A 20,974-nucleotide genomic window follows, 5' to 3' on the forward strand; every position below is an offset into this window, starting at 1 on the left:
TCCGGCCATGACGAGATTTACTCACTTTTTCATCGACCGCCCTATCTTCGCGTCGGTTCTTTCGATTCTCATCGTTCTCGTCGGAGGGCTGGCGTCGCTTGCGCTGCCCATCGCCCAATACCCCGAGATCGCACCGCCCAACGTCGTCGTGCGCGCGACCTATCCGGGCGCCAATGCGAAAGTGCTGGCCGAAACGGTGGCGACTCCCATCGAACAGGAGGTCAACGGCGTCGAGGACATGCTGTACATGTCGTCCCAGTCCACCAACGACGGCGTGATGCAGTTGACCATCACGTTCAAACCGGGCACCGATCTCGACAAATCGCAGGTGCTGGTCCAGAACCGTGTGGCTTTGGCCGAGCCGAGGCTGCCTGAAGAAGTGCGCCGGCAAGGCATCACCGTGCGCAAACGCAGTCCGGACTTGAGCCTGGTGGTGAACCTGATTTCCCCCGACGGGCGCTACGACAGCGTGTATCTCAGCAATTACGCGCTGCTGCAAATCCGGGATGTGCTGGCTCGCCTGCCCGGCGTAGGCGACATCGTGCTGTTCGGCGGCCGCGAATACAGCATGCGGATCTGGCTGGACCCGGAAAAGGTAGCCGCCCGCAATCTGACATCCACCGACGTGGTACACGCTATACGCGAGCAGAACATCCAAGTGGCAGCCGGTGTCGTCGGGCAACCGCCTACGCCGGGAGGAATCGAATTTCAGCTTACCGTTACCACCATGGGCCGGCTGACGGATGAAAGCCAGTTCGGCGACATCATCATCAAGACCGGAAAAGACGGCCAGGTGACACGACTCAAGGACGTAGCACGGATCGAACTGGGAGCCAAAGATTACAGTTCGTCGCTCAACCTCGACGGGAAAGCAACGGTAGGCGTGGCTATTTTCCAACTGCCGGGATCCAACGCGATCGAGACCAAGAAAGCGGTAGTGGAAGCCATGGAGAAGCTCAAGCAGCGCTTTCCGGAGGGGCTCGATTACCTGCTCGTCTATGACACCGTGGTGTTCGTCACCCAATCCATCGCTGCCGTCGTAGAGACCCTCTTCGAAGCCATTCTGCTGGTCGTCGTCGTCGTACTGATATTCCTACAGAATTGGCGGGCCACCATCATCCCGCTCCTGGCGGTACCGGTGTCGCTCATCGGCACCTTCGCGGTCATGGCGGCCATGGGACTCTCGCTGAACACGCTTTCCTTGTTCGGACTGGTTCTCGCCATCGGTATCGTGGTAGACGACGCCATCGTCGTGGTCGAGAACGTCGAACGGAACATCGCACTCGGCCTCAGGGCACGGGAAGCGACCCGGCGCGCCATGGAAGAAGTCGTCGGTCCCATCATCGCAACCTCATTGGTGTTGGTTGCGGTGTTCGTACCGACGGCCTTCATTACCGGCGTGTCCGGGGCTTTCTACAAGCAGTTCGCCCTGACCATTTCGGTGTCCACGGTCATTTCCACATTCAACTCGCTCACCTTGAGTCCGGCTCTCTGCGCCCTGCTTCTGGACCGGGCCCACGGTGACAAAGATTGGTTCACGCGCCTGTTCGACCGGCTCTTCGGCTGGTTTTTCCGCGGCTTCAACCGGATTTTCGGCGCCTTCAGCGAGGGCTATTCACGACTGGTCGGCCGACTGATCCGCATCACAAGTGTGGTTCTGGTGCTCTATGTCGTGCTCAACGGACTCAATTTTCTGGCTTTCTCCAAGGTGCCGACCGGGTTCATCCCTCAACAGGATCAAGGCTATCTCATTCTGTACGCACAGCTCCCCGATGCCGCCTCGCTGGAACGTACCGACGCGGTGATCAAGCGCGCCACGGACATCATCCTGAAAACCGAGGGCATCTCGCATGTCAACGCATACGCTGGATATTCGGTGCTGGCCGGAGCCAGCCAGTCCAACGCCGGCACCATGTTCGCCCGTCTCGCCCCGTTCGACGACCGCGCCGGCCATCCGGAACTTTCCGCGGAAGCGATCATAAACAAGCTGCGCCAGAATCTCTCGGGGATAGAGGACGCTCATATCGCGGTGTTCTCTCCTCCGCCGGTTCGCGGCCTCAGTTCGGTGGGCGGCTTCAAGCTGCAAATCCAGGACCGCGCCAACGTCGGCCCGGACGAATTGCAACGTATCGCGAGCGAAGTCGTTGCCAAGGGCAACCAGCAACCCGGATTAGTCGGCTTATTTACGACATTCCGGTCCAGCGTGCCGCAAGTCTACGTGGACGTAAACCGGACTCAGGCCAAGTCGTATGATGTTCCTTTGGGCAGCGTCTTCGACACGCTCCAAATTTATCTCGGCTCGCTGTACGTCAACGATTTCAACCGGTTCGGCAGAACTTACCAGGTCACGGCGCAGGCCGATTCGCAGTTCAGACTGAGGCCTTCGGATATCGCCAATCTCAAGACCCGCAACCGGAACGGCGATATGGTTCCGCTGGGTACCCTGGTCGATATTCGCGAAACGGTGGGTCCGGACAAGGTGGCGCACTACAACATGTATCCGTCGGCGGAAATCAACGGCAGCACCTTGCCCGGCGTCAGTTCGGGCCAAGCCATCGCCTTGATGGAAAAGGTGGTGAATCAAGAGCTCCCGCTCACCATGGGCTACGAATGGACCGAACTCAGCCTTCAGCAGATTCTCGCGGGCAATACCGCCATGATCATATTTCCGCTGAGCGTGATCTTCGTGTTTCTTGCCCTGGCTGCGCAGTACGAGAGCTGGTCGTTGCCCTTCGCCGTCATTCTCATCGTGCCCGTGTGCCTCTTGAGCTCTATGGCCGGCGTATCGCTCCGCGGCATGGACAACAATATCTTCACTCAGGTTGGCTTTATCGTTCTGGTCGGATTGGCCAGCAAGAATGCGATCCTGATCGTCGAGTTCGCCCGTAATCTTCAAGATAAGGGCAGGGACCGCTATCAAGCCGCCATCGAAGCCGCGCGCCTCCGCCTTCGGCCCATTTTGATGACCTCCTTCGCCTTCATTCTCGGCGTATTCCCGCTGGTCATTTCCAGCGGCGCCGGTGCCGAATCACGGCGGATACTCGGCACCGCCGTCTTCAGCGGCATGCTGGGAGTCACGTTCTTCGGTCTGTTGCTGACTCCAGTGTTCTATGTCGTCATGCGGAGACTGGTCGAGCGCCGTCAGCGGCCATCGCCCGAACCTACCGATACCAAGACTCACTCCACGCCGAATAACAGTCCCTAATTTCGCAAAAAAAATATGTCTATACCTTGCTCTTCCGTCCAGTCCGAGCGATTTGAAAGGCGCGATCGTTTTTCGGGCGCGTCCGCGCGCAATGTCGTCCCGATCATGATCGCTGCGCTTCTTTCCGCCTGTGCAGTCGGTCCCGACTACACGAAACCGGACGCGGCGCCCGGAGCGCAGTTCGCCAACGCCGTGCTTCCCGAGTTCAAACGCGACGGCATCGAAGTGGCTTGGTGGAAGCAGTTCGACGATCCGGTTCTGTCGGACCTCATCGACCGAGCAGTGAGCAACAACCGTGATCTGAAGGCGGCAGAGGCGAATCTCCGCGTTGCGCGCGCCCTTTACCTGGAAGCCGGGCTGGATCTCTTGCCGACCATTACGAGCCACGCCAATTACACGACGCAAAAGCGAAGTTTCGACGCCATGAACCGCCGGACCTTCGCGCCGCGCGAGCTCGAGCTCTTCAATGTCGGTTTCGACGCTTTTTGGGAAGTGGACTTCTTCGGCAGGATACGGCGTAGCGTCGAGGCGCGTGATGCCGAGGTGGATGCCGCGGAGGCCGATCTGCGCGACCTGCTGGTCAGCGTCATTTCGGAGGTAGCGCTTAACTACTTCGAGTTGCGCGGTCTGCAGAATCAACTGGACGTCGCTCAAAAAAACGCCGACAACCAGGCCGCGACCTTGGAATTGACTCAAGCCAGACTGGAAGCCGGACGCGGCACGGAGCTGGACACCTCGCGCGCCAAGGCCCAATTGGACTCCACGCTGGCAACGATTCCGCCGATTCAAACCCGGATTCGCGAAAACATCCATCGCCTCGGCGTGCTGATCGGCCAGCTTCCTGACACGCTCTCCGCGCGCCTGTCAGAACCGGCCCCGATGCCCAAGATTCCGGAAACGATCCATATCGGGGCGCCGGCCGATCTGATGCGCCGCCGCCCCGATATTCGCGTTGCCGAACGCAATTTGGCCGCGGCTACCGCCCGGATCGGCGTCGCTACGGCCGATCTTTTTCCACGAGTGACCTTCAACGGCACGATCGCCTTGGAATCCCGAACTCTGTCGGGCCTCGGCGCGTCCGGTACGGAGGCTTTCTCGGCGGGGCCACGGATTTCGTGGGCGTTCCTGGATCTCGGGCGCGTCCGTGCCCGCATCAGGGCGGCGGACGCCAGCGCGGATGCCACCCTCGCAAATTATGAGCAAACCGTACTCACGGCGCTCGAGGAAACCGAAAATGCATTGGTGAGTTACAATCGGCAGCGCGCCCGCCGCGGGCTGCTGGCTTCGGCCGCGACCTCCAGCGAGCGCGCTCATCAGCTCGCGCATCTTCGTTTCGAGGACGGCATTACGGATTTCCTCACCGTGCTGGACGCCGAACGCCGCTTGCTCTTGGATCAGGAACTGCTGGCCCAAAGCCAGACCGCCACTGCAACCAGCCTGATCGCAGTCTATAAGGCGCTCGGCGGCGGATGGGAAGTTTACGAGTCCGGCCGGAATGCCGTCGCGGCGGTTCCAGCCTCGGCGCGATAGCGTTCCATGGTCCATCTCATATCGCTGCCGCCGTGAATCCGTCGCGGCATTCACGGCAAAACCGACATGTGACTTTCTATGCACGACGAACTACTTTATGAAGTCGACGAGCACGATCGCGTTGTCGGCCCGCGTGTGCGCGGCGAAGTCCATGAGCTCGGACTGCGGCATCGGGCCGTGCACATCCTGGTTTTCAACGATCTCGAGGAAATACTTCTGCAAAAGCGTTCGCGGACCAAGGACATCAATCCCGGACTCTGGGACACGTCCGCCGCCGGGCACGTCGACTGGGGCGAAAGCTACGATGACTGCGCGATGCGGGAATTGGGCGAAGAGCTCGGAATCGCGAGCCGCTCGCCTCTTCGATTCTTGTTCAAGCTGCCCGCCTCAGCGCAAACCGGATGGGAATTCATTCAGGTTTATCGGGTCGTTCATTCCGGCGCTCTGCAACCCGATCCCAGCGAAATAGACGAGTGCCGATGGTTCGGCATGAACGAGCTGGATGCGTGGGGCAGCAGTTCCGGAATCGAATTGACTTCGTCGTTCCGGCTGATCTGGCAAACCTACCGCAATCCGGAGACCGCAGGTTAACGGTTTTCAGTGGTAGGTCGGCAATCCTTTGCCGACGAAGGTGTCGGCAAAGGATTGCCGACCTACTAGCGCTACACCAAACCGGAAAATGCTCTAATAGTTTTCAGTTCTGATCCAGCCACGCCCGAAGCTTTACGAGCGCCAGTCTGGTCGAGTTGAATGCCAATTCTTCGGGCTCGATTTCGTCAGGCGATACCAGCCGATAATCCGCTACATCGTCCGCTGCCCTGAGCGTGTCGATCTGCGGCGCATCGCAAAGGAAAAACATATCCGTTACTTTGTAAAGTACGCCGCCGTATAGGTAATCATTCGGCGCGCTGGCGAGATAGCGATAATTGGTCGTTTGGATGTTCAACTCTTCTCCGATTTCTCGCTGTAACGCATCTTCCACGGTTTCGTTGAATTCGATGAACCCGCCGGGAAGGTCCAGCTTGCCTTTCGCCGGGTCCTTGGCACGCACACATAGAATGAGCTGATCCTGGTGAAAAACGAACGCGCCCGCAGCCGTGCACGTGTTGAAGAAGTACAAGAACCCGCAGCGGCCGCATCTTATCGCGCGCTGCTCCTGAACGCTCAAATGCTCACCGCCGCACCGGGGACAAAACCGAAAGGCGTCGTACGGTCCGGGGCCTGGGTCGAAGTCACCGAATGACAAATCCTCAGAACTCTGTAGTTTCATAGTCTCATCGAAATTGAACGATACTCAGTTTGCCTTTCCGCGACAAATAGCGGACTAAATTAGAGATTTGGCACCAAGCGGGCGATTTTTCCGTCGTCGGTCGAAAAATAAAGAAACCCTTCCGGTCCCGTTCTTACATGGCGAAAGTTAACGCCAAGGTCATTCAGCAGTTCCTCCTGCTTCACGATCCTATTGTTGTCGTCTATCACCAGTCGGCGAAGGTGCTGACCGCTCAAATTGGCCACGAACAGATTGCCCTTCCATCTCGGGAAGGCGTCGCCGAAATAGAAAGCGATTCCGGACGGGGAAATGGACGGCACATAATACGCCACAGGCTGTTCCATACCGGCTTTTTCGGTGCCTTCGCCGATTTTCGGTCCCCAATACTCGCGTCCATACGTGATTACGGGCCAGCCGTAGTTCGCTCCCGGACGGATCAAATTGATTTCGTCGCCGCCGCGCGGACCGAACTCGCTCTCCCATAACTCGCCGGTAATCGGATGCTTCACCAGGCCTTGCGGATTGCGGTGACCGTAGCTCCAAATCTCCGGCTTGGCGTCGGGATTATTCGCGAACGGATTGTCGACGGGCGCGCTGCCGTCCTCGTTCAGACGCAGGATCTTGCCGTTGTGGTAGCGCAAGTCTTGCGCATTATGCCGCTCGTTGCGATCGCCAACCGAGATGAAGAGCTTGCCGGCCCCATCGAACTCGATGCGGGAGCCGAAGTGAATGTTATTTCCATTCGGCTCGAAGGCACTGAAAAGCTTCCGGTAATCCTTCAGCTCCGTTCCTTCCAGCCGGCCGCGGCCTAGGGCCGTGGTCATTCCGTGGGTCGCTTTTTCCGAATAGGTCAGATAAATCCAGCCGTTCTTGTCGAACTCGGGATGAACCCTCACGTCCAGCAGTCCGCCTTGTCCGGCCTGAACCACGGCCGGCGCCCCCTGAACGGTTTGCACCGATCTGGTACTCGGATCGAGGATGCGCAGCTGTCCGTCTCGTTCCGTGAATACGATCCGTCCGTCGGGCAAAAAATCGAAACCCCAGACCACGTCTTCCTGTTGGGCGATGACTTCCACTGAAAACGGTTGCCCTTCGGACTCATACGCGCCTCCGGAAGACCGAAAAGCAACGATTCCCATGGCAATAATCGCCAAAAGGAATCCTGCGCGAATTCCGATAGTCCTCATCTTGTCGGCTTCAAGTTTCACGACTCCTCCCTTGGAATTTCCGATCCAAACCGCCTGTCCGTCTCTTTCAATGGATTATGCTTTTCCCCGCCTTATATCCGGACCGACGAAACACCCTCCTTCGGATATAGCCTCAAGCAGCCAGTCGGTTCAAGTCAAATTCGCCGCCAGGTGGTACCGCCAGCCGTATCTTCCAGCACAATGCCCTGCTCCTTGAGTTCATTCCGAATGCGGTCGGCGGTGGCCCAGTCTTTGTTCTTGCGGGCGTCTAAGCGCTCTTGAATTTTTTGCTCGATGCGTTCGTCACTCCAAATAAGCATCGCATCGAGCTGAGCGCCAACGGTAACACCGAGCCTCACTGCTCCAACTCCCGATTTGAAAAACTCTTCTGGATCTGTCTGCAACAGGCCAAGAAGTCCACCGAGTTGCTTTAAGGTTCGCGCTAAAGTTTCCGCTTCCTCTACATTCGAATTCCGCCCCCGATTGATCTCACGTGCCAGATCAAACAGCACAGCAATCGCTTCCGGGGTATTGAAATCGTCGCTCATCGCCTCTTCGAAACGGGCGATGAAGTCCTTGCTCCTGCCCTCTCCCTCGGAAACCGGCAGATCGCAGCGGAGTCCGCGCAAGGCGGTATAAAGCCTCGTCAGCGCGGCATTGGCATCGTCGAGATTTTCATCGGAGTAATTGAGCGGACTGCGGTAGTGGCTATTGAGAATGAAGAACCGCACGACTTCGGGACGATACCGGGCCAGAACTTCGCGTACCGTAAAGAAATTGCCCAGGGACTTGGACATTTTCTCCTCGTTCACCCGCACGAATCCATTGTGCATCCACAGGTTCACGAACTTTTCGCCGGTTGCCCCTTCGGATTGCGCGATTTCGTTTTCATGGTGCGGGAACTGCAAATCCATGCCGCCGCCGTGGATGTCGAAATGATGCCCGAGACAACGGGTGGACATGGCGGAGCATTCGATGTGCCAGCCGGGACGTCCCCTGCCCCAAGGCGAATCCCAGGCCGGCTCTCCCGGCTTCGCCATTTTCCACAAAACGAAATCCAAGGGATCGCGCTTGGCGTCCTCGACCTCCACCCGCTCGCCGGCGCGGAGATCTTCGATGTTCTTGCCCGACAAACGGCCGTAACCCTCGAATTTGGACACGGCGTAGAAGACATCGCCGTTGTCGCCGACATAGGCATAGCCGCGGTCGATCAAGGCCTGAATCATGGCCAGCATGTCGTCTATGGATTGCGTCGCCCTCGGTTCGATATCGGGCGGAAGCACGCCCAGCGCCCGCTCGTCTTCGTGCATCGCATCGATGAACCTCGCGGTCAGCGCCGAAATGGGCTCGCCGTTTTCGTTGGCCCGCTTAATGATCTTGTCGTCGATATCCGTGATATTCCGGACATAAGTAACCTTAAACCCAAGATGCCGCAAATAGCGCACCACCATGTCGAATACCACCATGACGCGGGCATGCCCCAGATGGCAGTAGTCGTATACGGTCATGCCGCACGCGTAGAGCCGGACCTTGCCCGGTTCGATGGGGGTGAAGACTTCCTTCCGGCCGGTCAGGCTATTGTGGATCTTTAGCATCATTCGGACTCGTAGGTGAATTCGGCCAAGCGGCGATGCAAGCGGTGCGGGTCCAACAGGCGATAAATCGTTCCGAGCTCCGGTCCGTCCAGGCGCCCGGTCATGGCGGCGCGCAATGGCATGAAGAGGGCCTTGCCCTTCGCTCCAGTCTTGGCTTTCAGCTCGCGCATGAATATGTCGAACTCGGCCTGAGCCGCGTTAGCCGCATCGATGGCCGAGAGATAATAAGACTCTCCGGCTTGCTTCGCGGCTTCGGCGGCTTCCGGGTCGAGCTGCAATTCATCCGTAAACAGAATGCGCGCCCAGCGGTCGGCCTGCTCCGGGAAAACGCAGTTGCTGCGCACGATCTCGATGAACGCCGCGAGATGCTCGTCGGGCACGATGGCGCCGGTCTCCCTGCGCAGCCATCCCCTGAGCGTATCGTCGTCCGCCGAACGCACCGCCAATTGCTGCCAGTGATCCAGATGAGCAACGTCGAACCGTGCCGGCGATTTACCGAGGTGCGACAGATCGAAACGCGCCTTGAGCGCTTGGAAATCCATAATCTCATCGCTCTCATAGTGATGGCCCAGCCGGGCCAGCATGTTCAACAGGGCCGCCGGAAAATAGCCCTCTTCGCGCAATTGATTCAGGCTGCGGCTGCCGTTGCGCTTGGACAGCGGCGCTCCGTCGTCGCCCAAAATCAGCGAAATATGGGCATATTGGGGTATCGGCAGATCGAGTGCCGCAAGAATCAGCATTTGCCGGGGCGTATTGGCGAGATGGTCTTCGCCCCGGAGCACGTGCGTGACGCCCATCAGCGCATCGTCGATCGCGTTGCAGAAGAAAAACGCCGCACTCCCGTCGGCGCGGCGGATGATGAAGTCGCCGATATCGTCGGTCGCGAATTTCTGCGGCCCGCGAACGAGATCCTCGAATTCCACCGTTTCGTTCTTCGGTACTCGGAAGCGCAAGGTCGGCTGAAGTCCTTCCTCGAATTTGCGACTCACCTCCGCCGCGCTCAGGTGCGCACACTTGCCCGTGTAACGCGGCGGCTGCCCGGAGCTCAACTGAATCTTGCGGGAAATTTCCAGTTCCCTCGGCGAACAGAAGCAGAAATACGCTCTACCCTGTTGTTCCAGTTCCTCATAATACCGCTGATAAATGGCTCCGCGGCAGGATTGAAAGTATCGTTCATCCGGCTCGGCGGTTTCGGGACCTTCGTCCCAATTCAAACCCATCCAATGCAAATCGCTTATCAGTTCATCGACAAATTCGCTGCGGCTCCGCTCGCTATCGGTATCCTCGATGCGAAGCAGAAAACGATCTCCAAATAACGCACTGAACAGCGCCGTGCGTGCGTTACCGAGGTGCATGAGTCCGGTCGGGCTGGGAGCGAAGCGGGTTTTGGTCGATGTCATATTGAGCGCAAATTGAGGGATTATATTCGGCAAGATTCTTGCGAATAGGACAATTTAGAGCAAGGCCGAACCCGCCGCAACCCTGCAAAAGCTCCGGCTGCGGCGCCTTGCCGGTCAGTTGCGGCCTAGATGACATTTCAATCAAGCGACCATTTGCATGAATATCGCATGTTAAGCTTACCTCCACTGAAATTTTCATTTATAGTGTCGACCCAAAACAACTAACCGTTCCTGGCACGCGGCTGATCGAACCACAAGACTCGGCCCTCAGCCAGCCAAAACGAGCGTTTGATCATGTATATCCTCAGTCAGATCCTTTGGACACCGGTCGTCGGTGCATTAGCCATTTTGGCTCTGCCGGCGCAGCAAATCCGCTCCATTCGGGCTACCGCGATAACCTCGTCGGTGGTCGTACTGATGTTGACCGTTTGGCTTTTGTTTCATTTCGATACGTCTTCATCGGCGATTCAATTTCCGGAAAGCCTGCCCTGGAACGCCGAACTGGGGAGTTACTACGCTCTCGGCGTCGATGGCTTTTCCCTGCCCATGGTCGTGTTGTCGGCTCTGCTCTGTCTTGTGGCGATGCTGGCCTCGGAAAGCGTGAATACGCGAGTCAAGGGATATCATTTCTGGCTTCTCGCCCTCGAATTCGGGATGATCGGCGTCTTTCTTGCTCAGGATTGGGCTTTGTTCTACGTATTTTGGGAACTGACGCTGATACCGCTCTTTTTTCTCATCGACCAATGGGGCGGCAAGCGCAAACATACGGCGAGCCTCAATTTCGTCCTGTACACGATGGGCGGATCGGTGTTCATGCTGGTCAGCCTATTAATGATTTTCACCGCATCGTCCGAACACTCCACCACGATGGAATCCATGCTGGCTACCGCGCGGAGCTTGCCCCGGGAGCAGCAGATCTGGATTTTTCTGGGGTTCTTGATCGGCTTCGGCGTAAAAATGCCGGTTTTCCCCATCCACGGCTGGTTGCCGCTCGCCCACGTTGAAGCGCCGAGTCCGGTGAGCATTCTACTGTCGGGTGCGCTTCTCAAGATGGGCGCCTATGGCTTGCTCAAAGCGACCGGCATGCTGCCTGAGGCCGCTTCGGCGCTTCAATCCGTGCTGGCCGGCATCGCCTTGGTCAGCATCGTCTACGGCGCCTTGCTGGCGTGGCGGCAAACCGATCTCAAGGCGATGATCGCCTATTCGTCGATCAGTCACATGGGCGTCGTGCTGCTCGGCATAGCGGCGCTCAATGAAGCCGGATTGCTGGGAGCCGTCTTGCAGATGACCGCCCATGGCCTCATTGCCGGGGCGCTGTTTCTCTTGATCGGACTGTTGTACGAACGCACTCACACCCGGGAAATTTCGGACTACAGCTCACTGGTCCAAGTGACTCCACGCTTCGCCTTCTTCACCACTCTAGCGCTTCTCGCGTCCATGGGACTGCCCGGCTCGGCCGGATTCGTGGCGGAACTTCACGCCATCATCGGGGGCTTTCAGAGTTTCGGCTGGGTCATGGTGTTTGCGAGTCTAGGGGTACTCATCGGCGCATCCTACGCCATCCGAACCGCCGCCCGGTTGTTCACCGGTCCGATGCGCCCGGAAATGCAGAATGTCCGCGATCTGCACAGCCACGAACTGATAGCGGCGGGAACGTTGGCGGTCGGCATCATGGCTCTGGGGCTCGTGCCGGGCCCCATCGTGGAGCTGATGAACGCTTCCGTCAATGAACTCAGCATGATCTTCAGCCACAAGAACTTCTAAGGAGGCCAGCGTGCTATCGCCCCAATCGAAAGGTTCGAAGCCCGACGTTCGCCGGCGGCTGCAAGAAGCGGTCTGCCACCTCGATCATGTGTTGCCGGGACAAGCGCCTATTCTGAATTTCGTGCACCACAATACGCTGCACGGTTATCAGCATCTTCCGTTTCAAGAGGCCCTGGAATCCGTCGAGCGATTGACGGGCGTCCGAGGCTACCTGCCCGAGGAAGAGTTCCGGAAGTTCTATGCCCAAGGCCGCATTCTCGATGAAGATCTCGCTGCCGCCTTTGCCGAAATGCCGGAACTTGGAGGCGAAGAGGCACTGCTGCGAATCGGCGATCGAGAGATTCTGCGCCGGGACGTCTATCGCATCGCCATGGTTTATGGCGTGGACGCGGTAACGCCGAGCCAATTGAACTGGCAAATCGAAGAAATGGCGGCGCTCGACCGGTTTCAAAGCGATATTCCCCCCGAGGCGCGCCATCGCCTCATGGACTCCGTCAAGCGAATAACGGGAAATGCAGAGGCGCTCCAGGAAGCCGGCTTGATCCGCGACTTGTGGGATGCAGGACTGACGGTCCTCGGACTGGAGCAGGCAGCCCCGCATCCCGAAGATCTGACCGATCTCACCGTTCGGCAAGCGGAGAATTTATTGAATCACACCAAACGGTCGTCGAACGATGCGGCGGCAAGCACTACCCTTGCCCGCCAAAAGATGAGAACGGAGGCTCGCGCGCTCATGGAATCCGCCTTCGCCGACGTCGGCCGCGGCATCTCATTGCGCGGACTGCTCGCCGCGTTGACGGGCAGGGACGTGCTCGACATCGTCCGTCCGATACTGATCCGCTTCAGCGCCTCCCATTTGGACGAAGGACTGGCCGCCTGGCATGCAGCCGATCGCAGGGAAGGACTGTACTCGGCATGGCGCCGTTCGGCGTCCTACGATCTATCGCTGGGTCTCTGCGATTTTCCGGATTGGCGGGAAACCGTGTCGGCTTTACCGGAACAGGCGGTCGACGCCGTGCATGCCGAACTGATTCGGATCGGACTCCCGGAGAATCGCTGGGAAACCTATTTGGAACGGCTCGCCCTGGAACTCCCCGGCTGGTCGGGCATCATCAATTGGCGGCAGCACCATCCCGATTACGAGGCCAACCGGGAAGCGCCCGCCTCGCTCATGGATTATCTCGCCATCCGACTGGGTCTGGACCGTTTGGCAATCGAAGGACTATGCCGCGAAATCTGGGGCATCGCCGGCACCTTGCCGTCGCTGCGCGCCTATTTCGAACGGAATCCGTCCGAATTCCTGGTGCGTCATGCTCTGTGCCAGGGCCGTCTGCCCGAGTACCTGGCGGACTGCGCGCAGCAGTTGGTAGCCGAATCCGGCCCGGGAAACTTCGATCGAGAGCGCTGGTGGTCGGTAGCGGATATGATTTCTACCTGGAAGCACAGCGCGCTCGCGGAAAAAACTCAACGGCTGACCATCTACAACAGCGGCTGGCGCTTGTTCCGTCTGGCTCAGCATTTGGGGCTCTCGAGCCATGACGTTCGCGCCCTGTCTTTGCAGACCTGTGAAATCCTCCTCGCCGCGCTGGATGATTTATCTCCGTCACAGCGCAGTTATCTTTGGCTTTCCGCCTATGAGCGGCGTTATCGAGAGGAACTGTTCAATGCCCTCGCCAATAATCGTGGCCGGGGCCGCTGGGCGAAGCGTGACGATCGCCCGGACGCCCAAGTGGTCTTCTGTATCGACGACCGCGAGGAAGGCATTCGACGCCACCTCGAGGAATTGAACCCGCGCATCGAAACCTTGGGCGCCGCCGGCTTTTTCGGTGTGCCGATCAACTGGCGCGCTCTCGACGATGACAAGGTCACGCCGCTCTGTCCCGTGGTCGTCACGCCGGCACACGAGGTGCGCGAAGTCCCCCGCCAGGGCCAGGACGATTTGTGCACCAAACATGATCGGCGCCGAGCCCTTCGTCATCGAATCGGCGCGATATTCAACCAGGAAATCCGCCGGAATCTCGTTTCTTCGCAGTTTTTGATCGGCCTGCTTTCGCCCGGCGTGTTGCTGGCGCTGATCGGCAAAGTGTTTTTCCCCGCCCGGCAAACCGCTCTTGCTCAACGAGCGGATGCCCTGCTCGTTCCCGAGGTAGCCACCGAGTTATTTATTACCGCGGCAAGTGGTAGTGCTCCCGCAACCCCGGAAAATCCCCGCCTCGGCTTTACCGACTCGGAACAAGCCGATCGCGTGGCGGCATTTTTGCGCGCCACCGGTTTGACCTATGGCTTTGCTCCGCTGGTGGTCCTGATGGGACACGGATCGATCAGCCAAAACAATCCGCATTTCGCCGCTTACGACTGCGGTGCGTGCAGCGGACGCCACGGAGGACCCAATGCCCGCGCTTTTGCTGCCATGGCCAACCGACCGGAAGTGCGCGGGTTGCTCGCCGAAAAAGGTATAAGCATTCCGGCTGACACCTGGTTCGTCGGTGCGGAACACAATACCTGCAATGAAGACATCCTCTGGTTCGACCTGACGGATCTCCCTCCAGTCTCGCGCCTCGCATTCGGCAAGCTCAAGAACGATCTGGATGCCGCAAGGCGCCTCTCGGCCCATGAGCGTTGCCGGCGACTTGCCTCCGCTCCGCGCAATCCGACTCCGGACACGGCACTCGCCCATATCGCCGAGCGTGCCACCGACTTTAGCCAAGCGCGCCCTGAACTCGGGCATGCCACCAATGCCGCCGCCTTCGTCGGGAGGCGCTCTTTCAGTCAGGGAAGCTTTTTCGACCGCCGGGTATTTCTGATCTCTTACGATCCGACTCAGGACCCCCTCGGCAATGTTCTCGAAAGCGTATTGTTGGCGGTGGGCCCCGTTGGTGCCGGCATCAACCTCGAGTATTACTTTTCCACCGTGAACAACGAGCGTTTCGGCTGCGGCACCAAAGTGCCCCATAACGTCACCGGACTTTTCGGCGTTATGGAGGGTGCGGCCAGCGATCTTCGAACCGGGCTTCCCCGGCAGATGATCGAAATCCACGAGGCGATGCGGCTGCAAATCGTCGTGGAGCACAAAACGGAAGTTTTAACCGCGATTTACGAGCGTCAGCCCTCATTGCAGGAACTGATCGGGAACGGCTGGGTGCTTCTGTCCGCTATCGATCCGGATACCGGAGAAATTTCCATGTTCACGCCGGGCGCCGGTTTTGTGGTGTGGAATCGGGAGCTTCGTCCCTTGCCTATCGTCGAGCGTTCCCCCGACTGGTATGCCGGACACGCGGGACCACTGCCGCCGGCATTGATTCAACAAAAGTCTTCGGGGATTTCTTATGCTTGATTGGTTGGTAACACTGATCCCGGGATTGCCGATTTTAGCGGCCTTGACCATCGGCATTGGCATCATATCGGAATTTATCACTGGAGAAGCGGGAGAGCGCTCTACCGCAGCCATCGCAGTCGGCGCAACCCTAGTGTCTTTTGTCGTGTCGATCGCGGTCTTTTGGTGCCGTCACGTGGACCTCATCCCGGATCAGCTCGTTCTGGGCACCTGGCTGGCTAGTGGCGATTATCTCGTCAACGTCAGCTTTGCACTGACTAGTCTCGCCCTGGCATTGTCATCTCTGTTCGCATTGTTTTCGCTGATGGTTGCCAGATTTTCGGTGAATTACATGCACCGCGAAGCCGGCTTCCATCGTTTTTTTCTCGTCCTGTCTCTTTTCGCCGGCGCCATGCAGTTGCTGGTGTTGGCCGGCAACGCCGTTTTTACCTTTATCGGCTGGGAATTGGCCGGGGTGTGCTCTTATCTACTCATCGCCTACGCCTATGACCGGCCGGTGGCCTCCGCCAACGCAACCTACGCCTTCGTAACCAACCGGATCGGCGATGCCGGTTTCACCTTGGGGATTTTCTTGGCTTTCGCTTGGACCGGCGGCGTCGAATGGCCTCAGATTACCCGAGGTGCCGCAGGTCTCGATGGTCTCCAAGCCGGTCTGATGGCTATCTGCTTCCTGCTGGCGGCCGCCGCCAAGTCGGCCCAAGTGCCTCTGGCGCCCTGGGTCGCTCGCGCCATGGAAGGACCAACACCATCCAGTGCCATCTTTTACGGCGCCGTGATGATTCATGCGGGTGTTTTCTTGGTGTTGCGGCTGCAACCGGTCTTCGAAGCGGCACCCGCCGCCATGGGCATCATGGCGGCCATGGGTCTGGTGACGGCTCTTTATGGTTTCGCATGCGGATTGACGCAAACCGACGTCAAGTCCGCACTGATTTTCTCCACCACCGCACAGGTCGGCCTGATGTTTTTGGCTTGTGGCCTCGGCTGGTGGCAATTGGCGGCTTGGCATCTAGCTGCTCATACGATGTTACGCGGCTACCAATTCCTGACCGCGCCGGCACTAATGCATCGCATTTTCGGTCAGCCGACCCGGCCCGTTCCGGAGTTCGCGGGTCGTTCTCGCTGGCTCTACACGGCCTCGTTACAGCGTTTTTGGCTGGAACATTTCGGCCATCAAGCCCTCGTCAAGCCAATAGCTCGCTTCGCCGCCGATTTGAACGTTTTCGACCGCCGTGTCGTGGAAGAAATCGTCGGACTGCCCGCGCCCGCCATGCGGGGACTGTCTGCGTTGGCCGAGCGGGAGGAACATCGGCTCGGCGCCGGTTATGGCGCCAATGAACGCCGGGTCGGCGGTGTGCTCGGAATCGTGACCGATCTTTTCGCTTCCGCATTCCACTGGTTCGAAGAGCGCCTGGTCTTACAAGGTTTGGGTATGGACCTCGTGACCCTGGGACGCCGTCTCGGCATGCGGTTCAACCGCCTGGAATCCATCCTGGCTCAACCGCGCTATCTGATTCTTTTCGTCCTTTTCACCCTGCTAGCAACTGTGTGAGAACCCTATGGTCGGTGAAATCAACTGGGCGACGCAATCCGCCTTTCCTATCCTCAGCACGATGATCTTTCTGCCGTTGATTGCAATGGGCGCCGCTTATCTCGCCCAGTCGCAGCAGCGTTCGTTTTTTATCGGGCTAGCCGGCTCCGGCCTCGAACTCGCTCTAACGGTTTATCTGTTGATAGCCTTCGATTCGAGCGCCACTCACTTGCAGTTCGCCGAAGACTTTGCGCTGCTGCCGTTCCTTCATTATCACCTTGGTGTCGATGGCCTCAGCATACTGTTCGTGTTCGTCACGTCGCTGTTGAGCTTTCTGTTAATGCTGTATGGGGAAATTACGCCGGAACGTCGGTCGCCAGGGCTGTACGTCGCCAGTCTGTTCGGTTTCCAGGCCGTGCTCACGGCGCTTTTCTTCACCGTCGATCTGCTCCAGTTTTGGTTACTGAGCTGTCTCGAACTCGTACCGGTTTCGTTCATCCTGCTCCGGTGGAGTACCGCTTCCGCGGAAGCTCCCAAAACGACCCGGCTTTATACCCAATTCATGTTCACCGGCTTGCTGATGCTATTTCTCGGCATTTTGATCTTAGGGTGGAATCACGCCCGAGCCGCCGGTGAATGGACTTTCGCGCTCGGAAACCTGCTCGAAACGCCGGTTTCCCCTGCGGCCCAATCCGCGGCTTTCGTACTTCTCTTTTACGGCTTGGCCGTACGGATGGCGCAATTTCCTTTTCATGCCTGGTTGCCCCAGGTTTCTCAACATGGAACCCTGGCCACCATAGGCGTATTTGTGATCGGAGCGAAAGTCGGTATCTACGGATTATTGCGCTTCGTGCTGCCGCTATTGCCTGATGCGGTCCAAACCCTGAAGCCGGCTGTTATCGTTCTGGCGTTGGCGGGCATGTTCTACGGTGCGCTGATGGCGCTGATGCAGTTGAATCTGAGGCGGCTCTTGGCCTTCGCGGCGGTCAGCCATACCGGCATGCTGGTGGTAGGCGTATTCTGCCTGAACTCGGAGGGGTTCGCGGGCAGCTTGCTGCTGTCGGTGAATTTCAGCATCGCGGCTAGCGGGCTGCTATTTGCCACCGGCTTGATGTTTCGTCGCGCCGGAAGCTCCCTGCTGCCACGTCTCGGAGGACTGTTCGATCTCATGCCGCTATTGGGTATCACGTTCCTGGTCTCCGCATTGAGCACCATGGCGATGCCAGGGACTCCCGGTTTCGACGCTGCCCATCTTCTTCTGGAGGGATCAATCGAAGCTCATGACTGGGGAGTCACGATTGCCGTAGCCACAGGCAACGTCCTGGCCGCGGCATTTCTGTTATGGGCCTTCCAGCGCGCCTTCCTGGCCCAGCGCAAAAAATCGGCGTTACATCGCCAGAAAACCAGGCTCACCGTTCCCGAGGTGACGCTTAACGGCGTCGTCTGCGCTGTTTTGTTGGGTGTCGGTTTTTACACCGAGCCTTGGGTTCAGATGGTCAACGAATCCGTAAGTGAATTGGCTCAACGCTTCGAGCGTTTGGAACAGAAGAAACAGTGACTTTGAATTATTTAACCTAACAACGGCAATTAACCGCTTCGATGCACCAGAAAAGCTCGTTGAATCTCAACTGCTATACCTCTTATCCGCTTCACCGCTTGGGTGAGGCCGCTACGCACTCGATTGCACGGCTATCGGGCCGCCTGACGGCGCCGTCGCGCCCTTTCGACGGGGCTCAGGACAGGCTTGCCGGCCGACCCGCCAACCGCACACTCGGATGCGTCCAACTGCCGTTTCCAGGTTTAATCGTCGGCTTACGCCGCCCGGAGACAAAGTGATGACCGCCGATTTTCCGATTCTGACCATTCTGATATTTCTTCCGCTGGCCGCGGCCGGTTTGTTGTTTTTTTTTCGAGATCCGGCATCCTCCCGTCGGTTCGGACTAGCGGTGTCTCTCGCGGAACTGCTCTTGTCCTTGTCCCTGCTCGGTCTTTTCGACTTCAGCTCGGCGAGAATGCAACTGATCGAGCGAGTCGTCTGGATACCGAGCCTCAACATTTCATACGTCGTCGGCCTTGACGGTCTGTCGATTCTGTTTCCGCTTCTCACGGCGCTTTTGACCTTTGCTGTGATCGCGGCGACCTGGACACAGGTCCAAACTCAGGTAAGGCTCTATCTCGCGCTCACACTCCTTCTGGAAAGCGCCACGCTGGGCGTGTTCTGCGCTCTCGATCTGGCACTGTTCTTTCTATTCTGGGAGCTTACGCTCATTCCCATCTTTTTCCTGGTGAGTTTGTGGGGAATCGGGCCGCAACGACGTTATGCCGCCAGCAAGTACACGCTTTTCATGCTGGCGGGCGGTGTTCCCCTGTTGTTCGGAATCATCCTCTTGGCGCTGAACCATGCCGAGCAAATGGGGAGCTCTGCGCCGCGCGGACTTTCCTTCGACTATCTGACGCTGCTCCACGTGCCGGTTTCCGAAGAGCTGCGCACCGCGGTGTTTCTGCTTCTATTCCTGGGCTTCGCCGTCAAAGCGCCTCTGTTTCCGTTTCACACCTGGCTGCCGACGGTTGCAATGGAAGGGCCTGCGGGCGTTTCGGCCCTGATTACCGGGCTCAAGCTCGGACTTTACGGCATGATGCGATTCGCCATTCCCTTGGTTCCCGATGCAGCCGGCGAATACATCTGGATCTTGACGGCCTTGGGCACCGTCGGGGTTTTGTACGGCGCGCTGATCGCGCTGAAGCAAACCAATCTCCGCCGCTTGCTTGCCTACGCCAGCATCAGTCACGCGGGCTTCGTGGTCATCGGCCTTGCCACCCTGAACCCACAGGGGGTTCAGGGTGCCCTGTTTCAGTTGATCAACTTTGCGACCGTATCCGGCGGCATATTCCTGCTGGCCGGGTTTCTCCATCATCGCCTGGGCTCGACCGAACTTGCCAATTTGGGCGGGTTAGCCCGATCGATGCCTTTGCTCACGACCTTCTTCTTTCTTTTCGGAATCGCCGCGATGGGCGTGCCCGGCACCAATGGTTTCGCCGCGGAGCATCTGATCATTATCGGCGCATTCCAGGCTCACGTGGGTACCGGTCTCGCTGTGTTATTGGGAGTGATTCTAGGTGCGGCCTATTTCCTCGGCTTCTTTCAGCGGGCGTTCTGGGGGCCTGTTAAACTAACGGCTGTACGCACCGCTTCCGATTTGCGTCCGCGCGAATCGGGGCTGGCAATCCTGCTGATCGCCTTGATCCTCTTGGGAGGACTGGTGCCTAGCATGATTACGAGTACCAGCAGCACCGCTGTGACAGCGTGGGTTGCGCGGATCAATGCTGCAACCGGCCCTTCGGCATATGCCGACTTATCCGAAAAATTCCAAACAACAAGATCCAGTCCTTGAGTGAAATCGAAAATTCCGGTTAAGGAAATTGTTTGTGTCGATTCGATACCTGTTATAGATTAATGCTTCGTCCGGCGGCCACTAGGCCAAAGCTCGATCGTCAAATCGGATTTTAATACAAGGACTTATATCCGATTTATCGAATAAGAACGTTAACGAGCTTTTTTGGAAAGGCATCCACATGGCTCGGCGAGCCATGCAACCTTATTAAGCGGGTATTAATTTTATGGTACGCAAACACATCAATTACTATGTCAGTCATCTGCGGAACGACATTCCGGCGGGCGTCGTCGTCTTCCTGGTCGCCCTGCCGCTGTGCCTGGGGATCGCGCTCGCCTCGGGCGCCCCGCTGTTCGCCGGCATCATCGCGGGCATCGTCGGCGGCGTGGTGGTCGCCTGGGCCAGCGGCTCGCAACTGAGCGTCAGCGGCCCGGCCGCGGGGCTCACCGTGATCGTGTTCAACGCCATCGACAAGCTGGGCAGCTTCCAAGTCTTTTTGCTGAGCGTCGTCCTCGCCGGCGGGCTGCAACTGCTCCTGGGCTTTCTCCAGGCCGGGGTCATCGGCGCCTACTTCCCCTCGGCCGTGATCAAGGGCATGCTGGCCGCCATCGGCCTGATCCTGATCCTCAAGCAAATCCCGCACGCGGTCGGCTACGACGCCGATTTCGAGGGCGATGAAGCCTATGTCCAGGCCGACGGCCACACGACCTTCTCCGAACTCGCCTATTCGCTCGAAGCGATTTCGCCCGGCGCGGTGATCGTGAGCACG

The 20,974-nt window shown here is 58.4% G+C and carries 13 protein-coding genes; 9 read left to right on the forward strand and 4 right to left on the reverse strand.

Annotated elements, in window-relative coordinates:
• Positions 1–7: 7 nt before the first annotated feature.
• The 3 genes from JOD69_RS19715 (at position 8) to JOD69_RS19725 (ending at position 5,326) form a co-directional block, all read left to right on the forward strand.
• Positions 8–3,205, forward strand: coding sequence for a multidrug efflux RND transporter permease subunit (locus JOD69_RS19715; protein WP_086133133.1), 3,198 nt, complete (start codon positions 8–10; stop codon positions 3,203–3,205).
• 105 nt (positions 3,206–3,310) lie between these two features.
• Positions 3,311–4,735 carry an efflux transporter outer membrane subunit gene (locus JOD69_RS19720; protein ID WP_086133155.1) on the forward strand — a complete coding sequence of 475 codons (1,425 nt, stop codon included), beginning with the start codon at positions 3,311–3,313 and terminating at the stop codon, positions 4,733–4,735.
• A gap of 78 nt (positions 4,736–4,813) precedes the next feature.
• Positions 4,814–5,326, forward strand: coding sequence for an NUDIX domain-containing protein (locus JOD69_RS19725; protein WP_086133132.1), 513 nt, complete (start codon positions 4,814–4,816; stop codon positions 5,324–5,326).
• Positions 5,327–5,429: 103 nt separating this feature from the next.
• Here JOD69_RS19725 and JOD69_RS19730 read toward each other — a convergent pair whose 3' ends face one another.
• The 4 genes from JOD69_RS19730 to gltX all read right to left on the reverse strand — a co-directional run bounded on the left by JOD69_RS19730 (position 5,430) and on the right by gltX (position 10,187).
• Positions 5,430–6,005, reverse strand: a complete 576-nt coding sequence (locus JOD69_RS19730; protein ID WP_077729626.1) for an NUDIX domain-containing protein — start codon at positions 6,003–6,005, stop codon at positions 5,430–5,432.
• 59 nt (positions 6,006–6,064) lie between these two features.
• Positions 6,065–7,213, reverse strand: a complete 1,149-nt coding sequence (locus JOD69_RS19735) for a PQQ-dependent sugar dehydrogenase (RefSeq protein ID WP_077729627.1) — start codon at positions 7,211–7,213, stop codon at positions 6,065–6,067.
• Between the two features lie 134 nt (positions 7,214–7,347).
• The gene (gene cysS / locus JOD69_RS19740; protein WP_086133131.1) at positions 7,348–8,787 is read right to left on the reverse strand and encodes a cysteine--tRNA ligase; all 1,440 of its coding nucleotides are present in this window, start codon (positions 8,785–8,787) and stop codon (positions 7,348–7,350) included.
• Positions 8,787–10,187 (reverse strand): glutamate--tRNA ligase, encoded by a 1,401-nt coding sequence (gene gltX, locus JOD69_RS19745; RefSeq protein WP_086133130.1) that lies wholly within the window; start codon positions 10,185–10,187, stop codon positions 8,787–8,789. Before gltX ends, cysS begins: the two co-directional genes overlap by 1 nt.
• 294 nt (positions 10,188–10,481) lie before the next feature.
• On the opposite strand from gltX, the gene JOD69_RS19750 reads away from it, so the two are divergent.
• The 6 genes from JOD69_RS19750 to JOD69_RS19775 all read left to right on the forward strand — a co-directional run.
• On the forward strand, positions 10,482–11,951 hold the full coding sequence (locus JOD69_RS19750) for an NADH-quinone oxidoreductase subunit M (protein WP_077729630.1): 1,470 nt from the start codon (positions 10,482–10,484) through the stop codon (positions 11,949–11,951).
• 10 nt (positions 11,952–11,961) lie between these two features.
• Positions 11,962–15,285, forward strand: coding sequence for a DUF2309 domain-containing protein (locus tag JOD69_RS19755; RefSeq protein WP_086133129.1), 3,324 nt, complete (start codon positions 11,962–11,964; stop codon positions 15,283–15,285).
• Positions 15,278–16,834 carry a proton-conducting transporter membrane subunit gene (locus JOD69_RS19760; protein WP_086133128.1) on the forward strand — a complete coding sequence of 519 codons (1,557 nt, stop codon included), beginning with the start codon at positions 15,278–15,280 and terminating at the stop codon, positions 16,832–16,834. Before JOD69_RS19755 ends, JOD69_RS19760 begins: the two co-directional genes overlap by 8 nt.
• Positions 16,835–16,841: 7 nt before the next feature.
• Positions 16,842–18,371 (forward strand): NADH-quinone oxidoreductase subunit M, encoded by a 1,530-nt coding sequence (locus tag JOD69_RS19765; RefSeq protein ID WP_086133127.1) that lies wholly within the window; start codon positions 16,842–16,844, stop codon positions 18,369–18,371.
• A gap of 277 nt (positions 18,372–18,648) precedes the next feature.
• Positions 18,649–20,205: an NADH-quinone oxidoreductase subunit M gene (locus JOD69_RS19770; protein WP_077729634.1), complete on the forward strand. Its 1,557-nt coding sequence runs from the start codon at positions 18,649–18,651 to the stop codon at positions 20,203–20,205.
• 226 nt (positions 20,206–20,431) lie between these two features.
• The coding region (locus JOD69_RS19775; protein WP_210024164.1) for a SulP family inorganic anion transporter at positions 20,432–20,974 on the forward strand (543 nt) is incomplete at its 3' end.

The organism is Methylocaldum sp. RMAD-M (genome assembly GCF_017832375.1).
Taxonomy (GTDB): Bacteria; Pseudomonadota; Gammaproteobacteria; order Methylococcales; family Methylococcaceae; genus Methylocaldum.

Excerpts from the sequence above, each read along its gene's own strand:
- JOD69_RS19750 (WP_077729630.1), top strand. The coding sequence starts at position 10,482 with ATGTATATCCTCAGTCAGATCCTTTGGACACCGGTCGTCGGTGCATTA.
- JOD69_RS19760 (WP_086133128.1), top strand. The coding sequence starts at position 15,278 with ATGCTTGATTGGTTGGTAACACTGATCCCGGGATTGCCGATTTTAGCG.
- JOD69_RS19765 (WP_086133127.1), top strand. The coding sequence starts at position 16,842 with ATGGTCGGTGAAATCAACTGGGCGACGCAATCCGCCTTTCCTATCCTC.
- JOD69_RS19770 (WP_077729634.1), top strand. The coding sequence starts at position 18,649 with ATGACCGCCGATTTTCCGATTCTGACCATTCTGATATTTCTTCCGCTG.
- JOD69_RS19715 (WP_086133133.1), top strand. The coding sequence starts at position 8 with ATGACGAGATTTACTCACTTTTTCATCGACCGCCCTATCTTCGCGTCG.
- JOD69_RS19725 (WP_086133132.1), top strand. The coding sequence starts at position 4,814 with ATGCACGACGAACTACTTTATGAAGTCGACGAGCACGATCGCGTTGTC.
- JOD69_RS19730 (WP_077729626.1), bottom strand. The coding sequence starts at position 6,005 with ATGAAACTACAGAGTTCTGAGGATTTGTCATTCGGTGACTTCGACCCA.
- JOD69_RS19720 (WP_086133155.1), top strand. The coding sequence starts at position 3,311 with ATGATCGCTGCGCTTCTTTCCGCCTGTGCAGTCGGTCCCGACTACACG.
- gltX (WP_086133130.1), bottom strand. The coding sequence starts at position 10,187 with ATGACATCGACCAAAACCCGCTTCGCTCCCAGCCCGACCGGACTCATG.
- cysS (WP_086133131.1), bottom strand. The coding sequence starts at position 8,787 with ATGCTAAAGATCCACAATAGCCTGACCGGCCGGAAGGAAGTCTTCACC.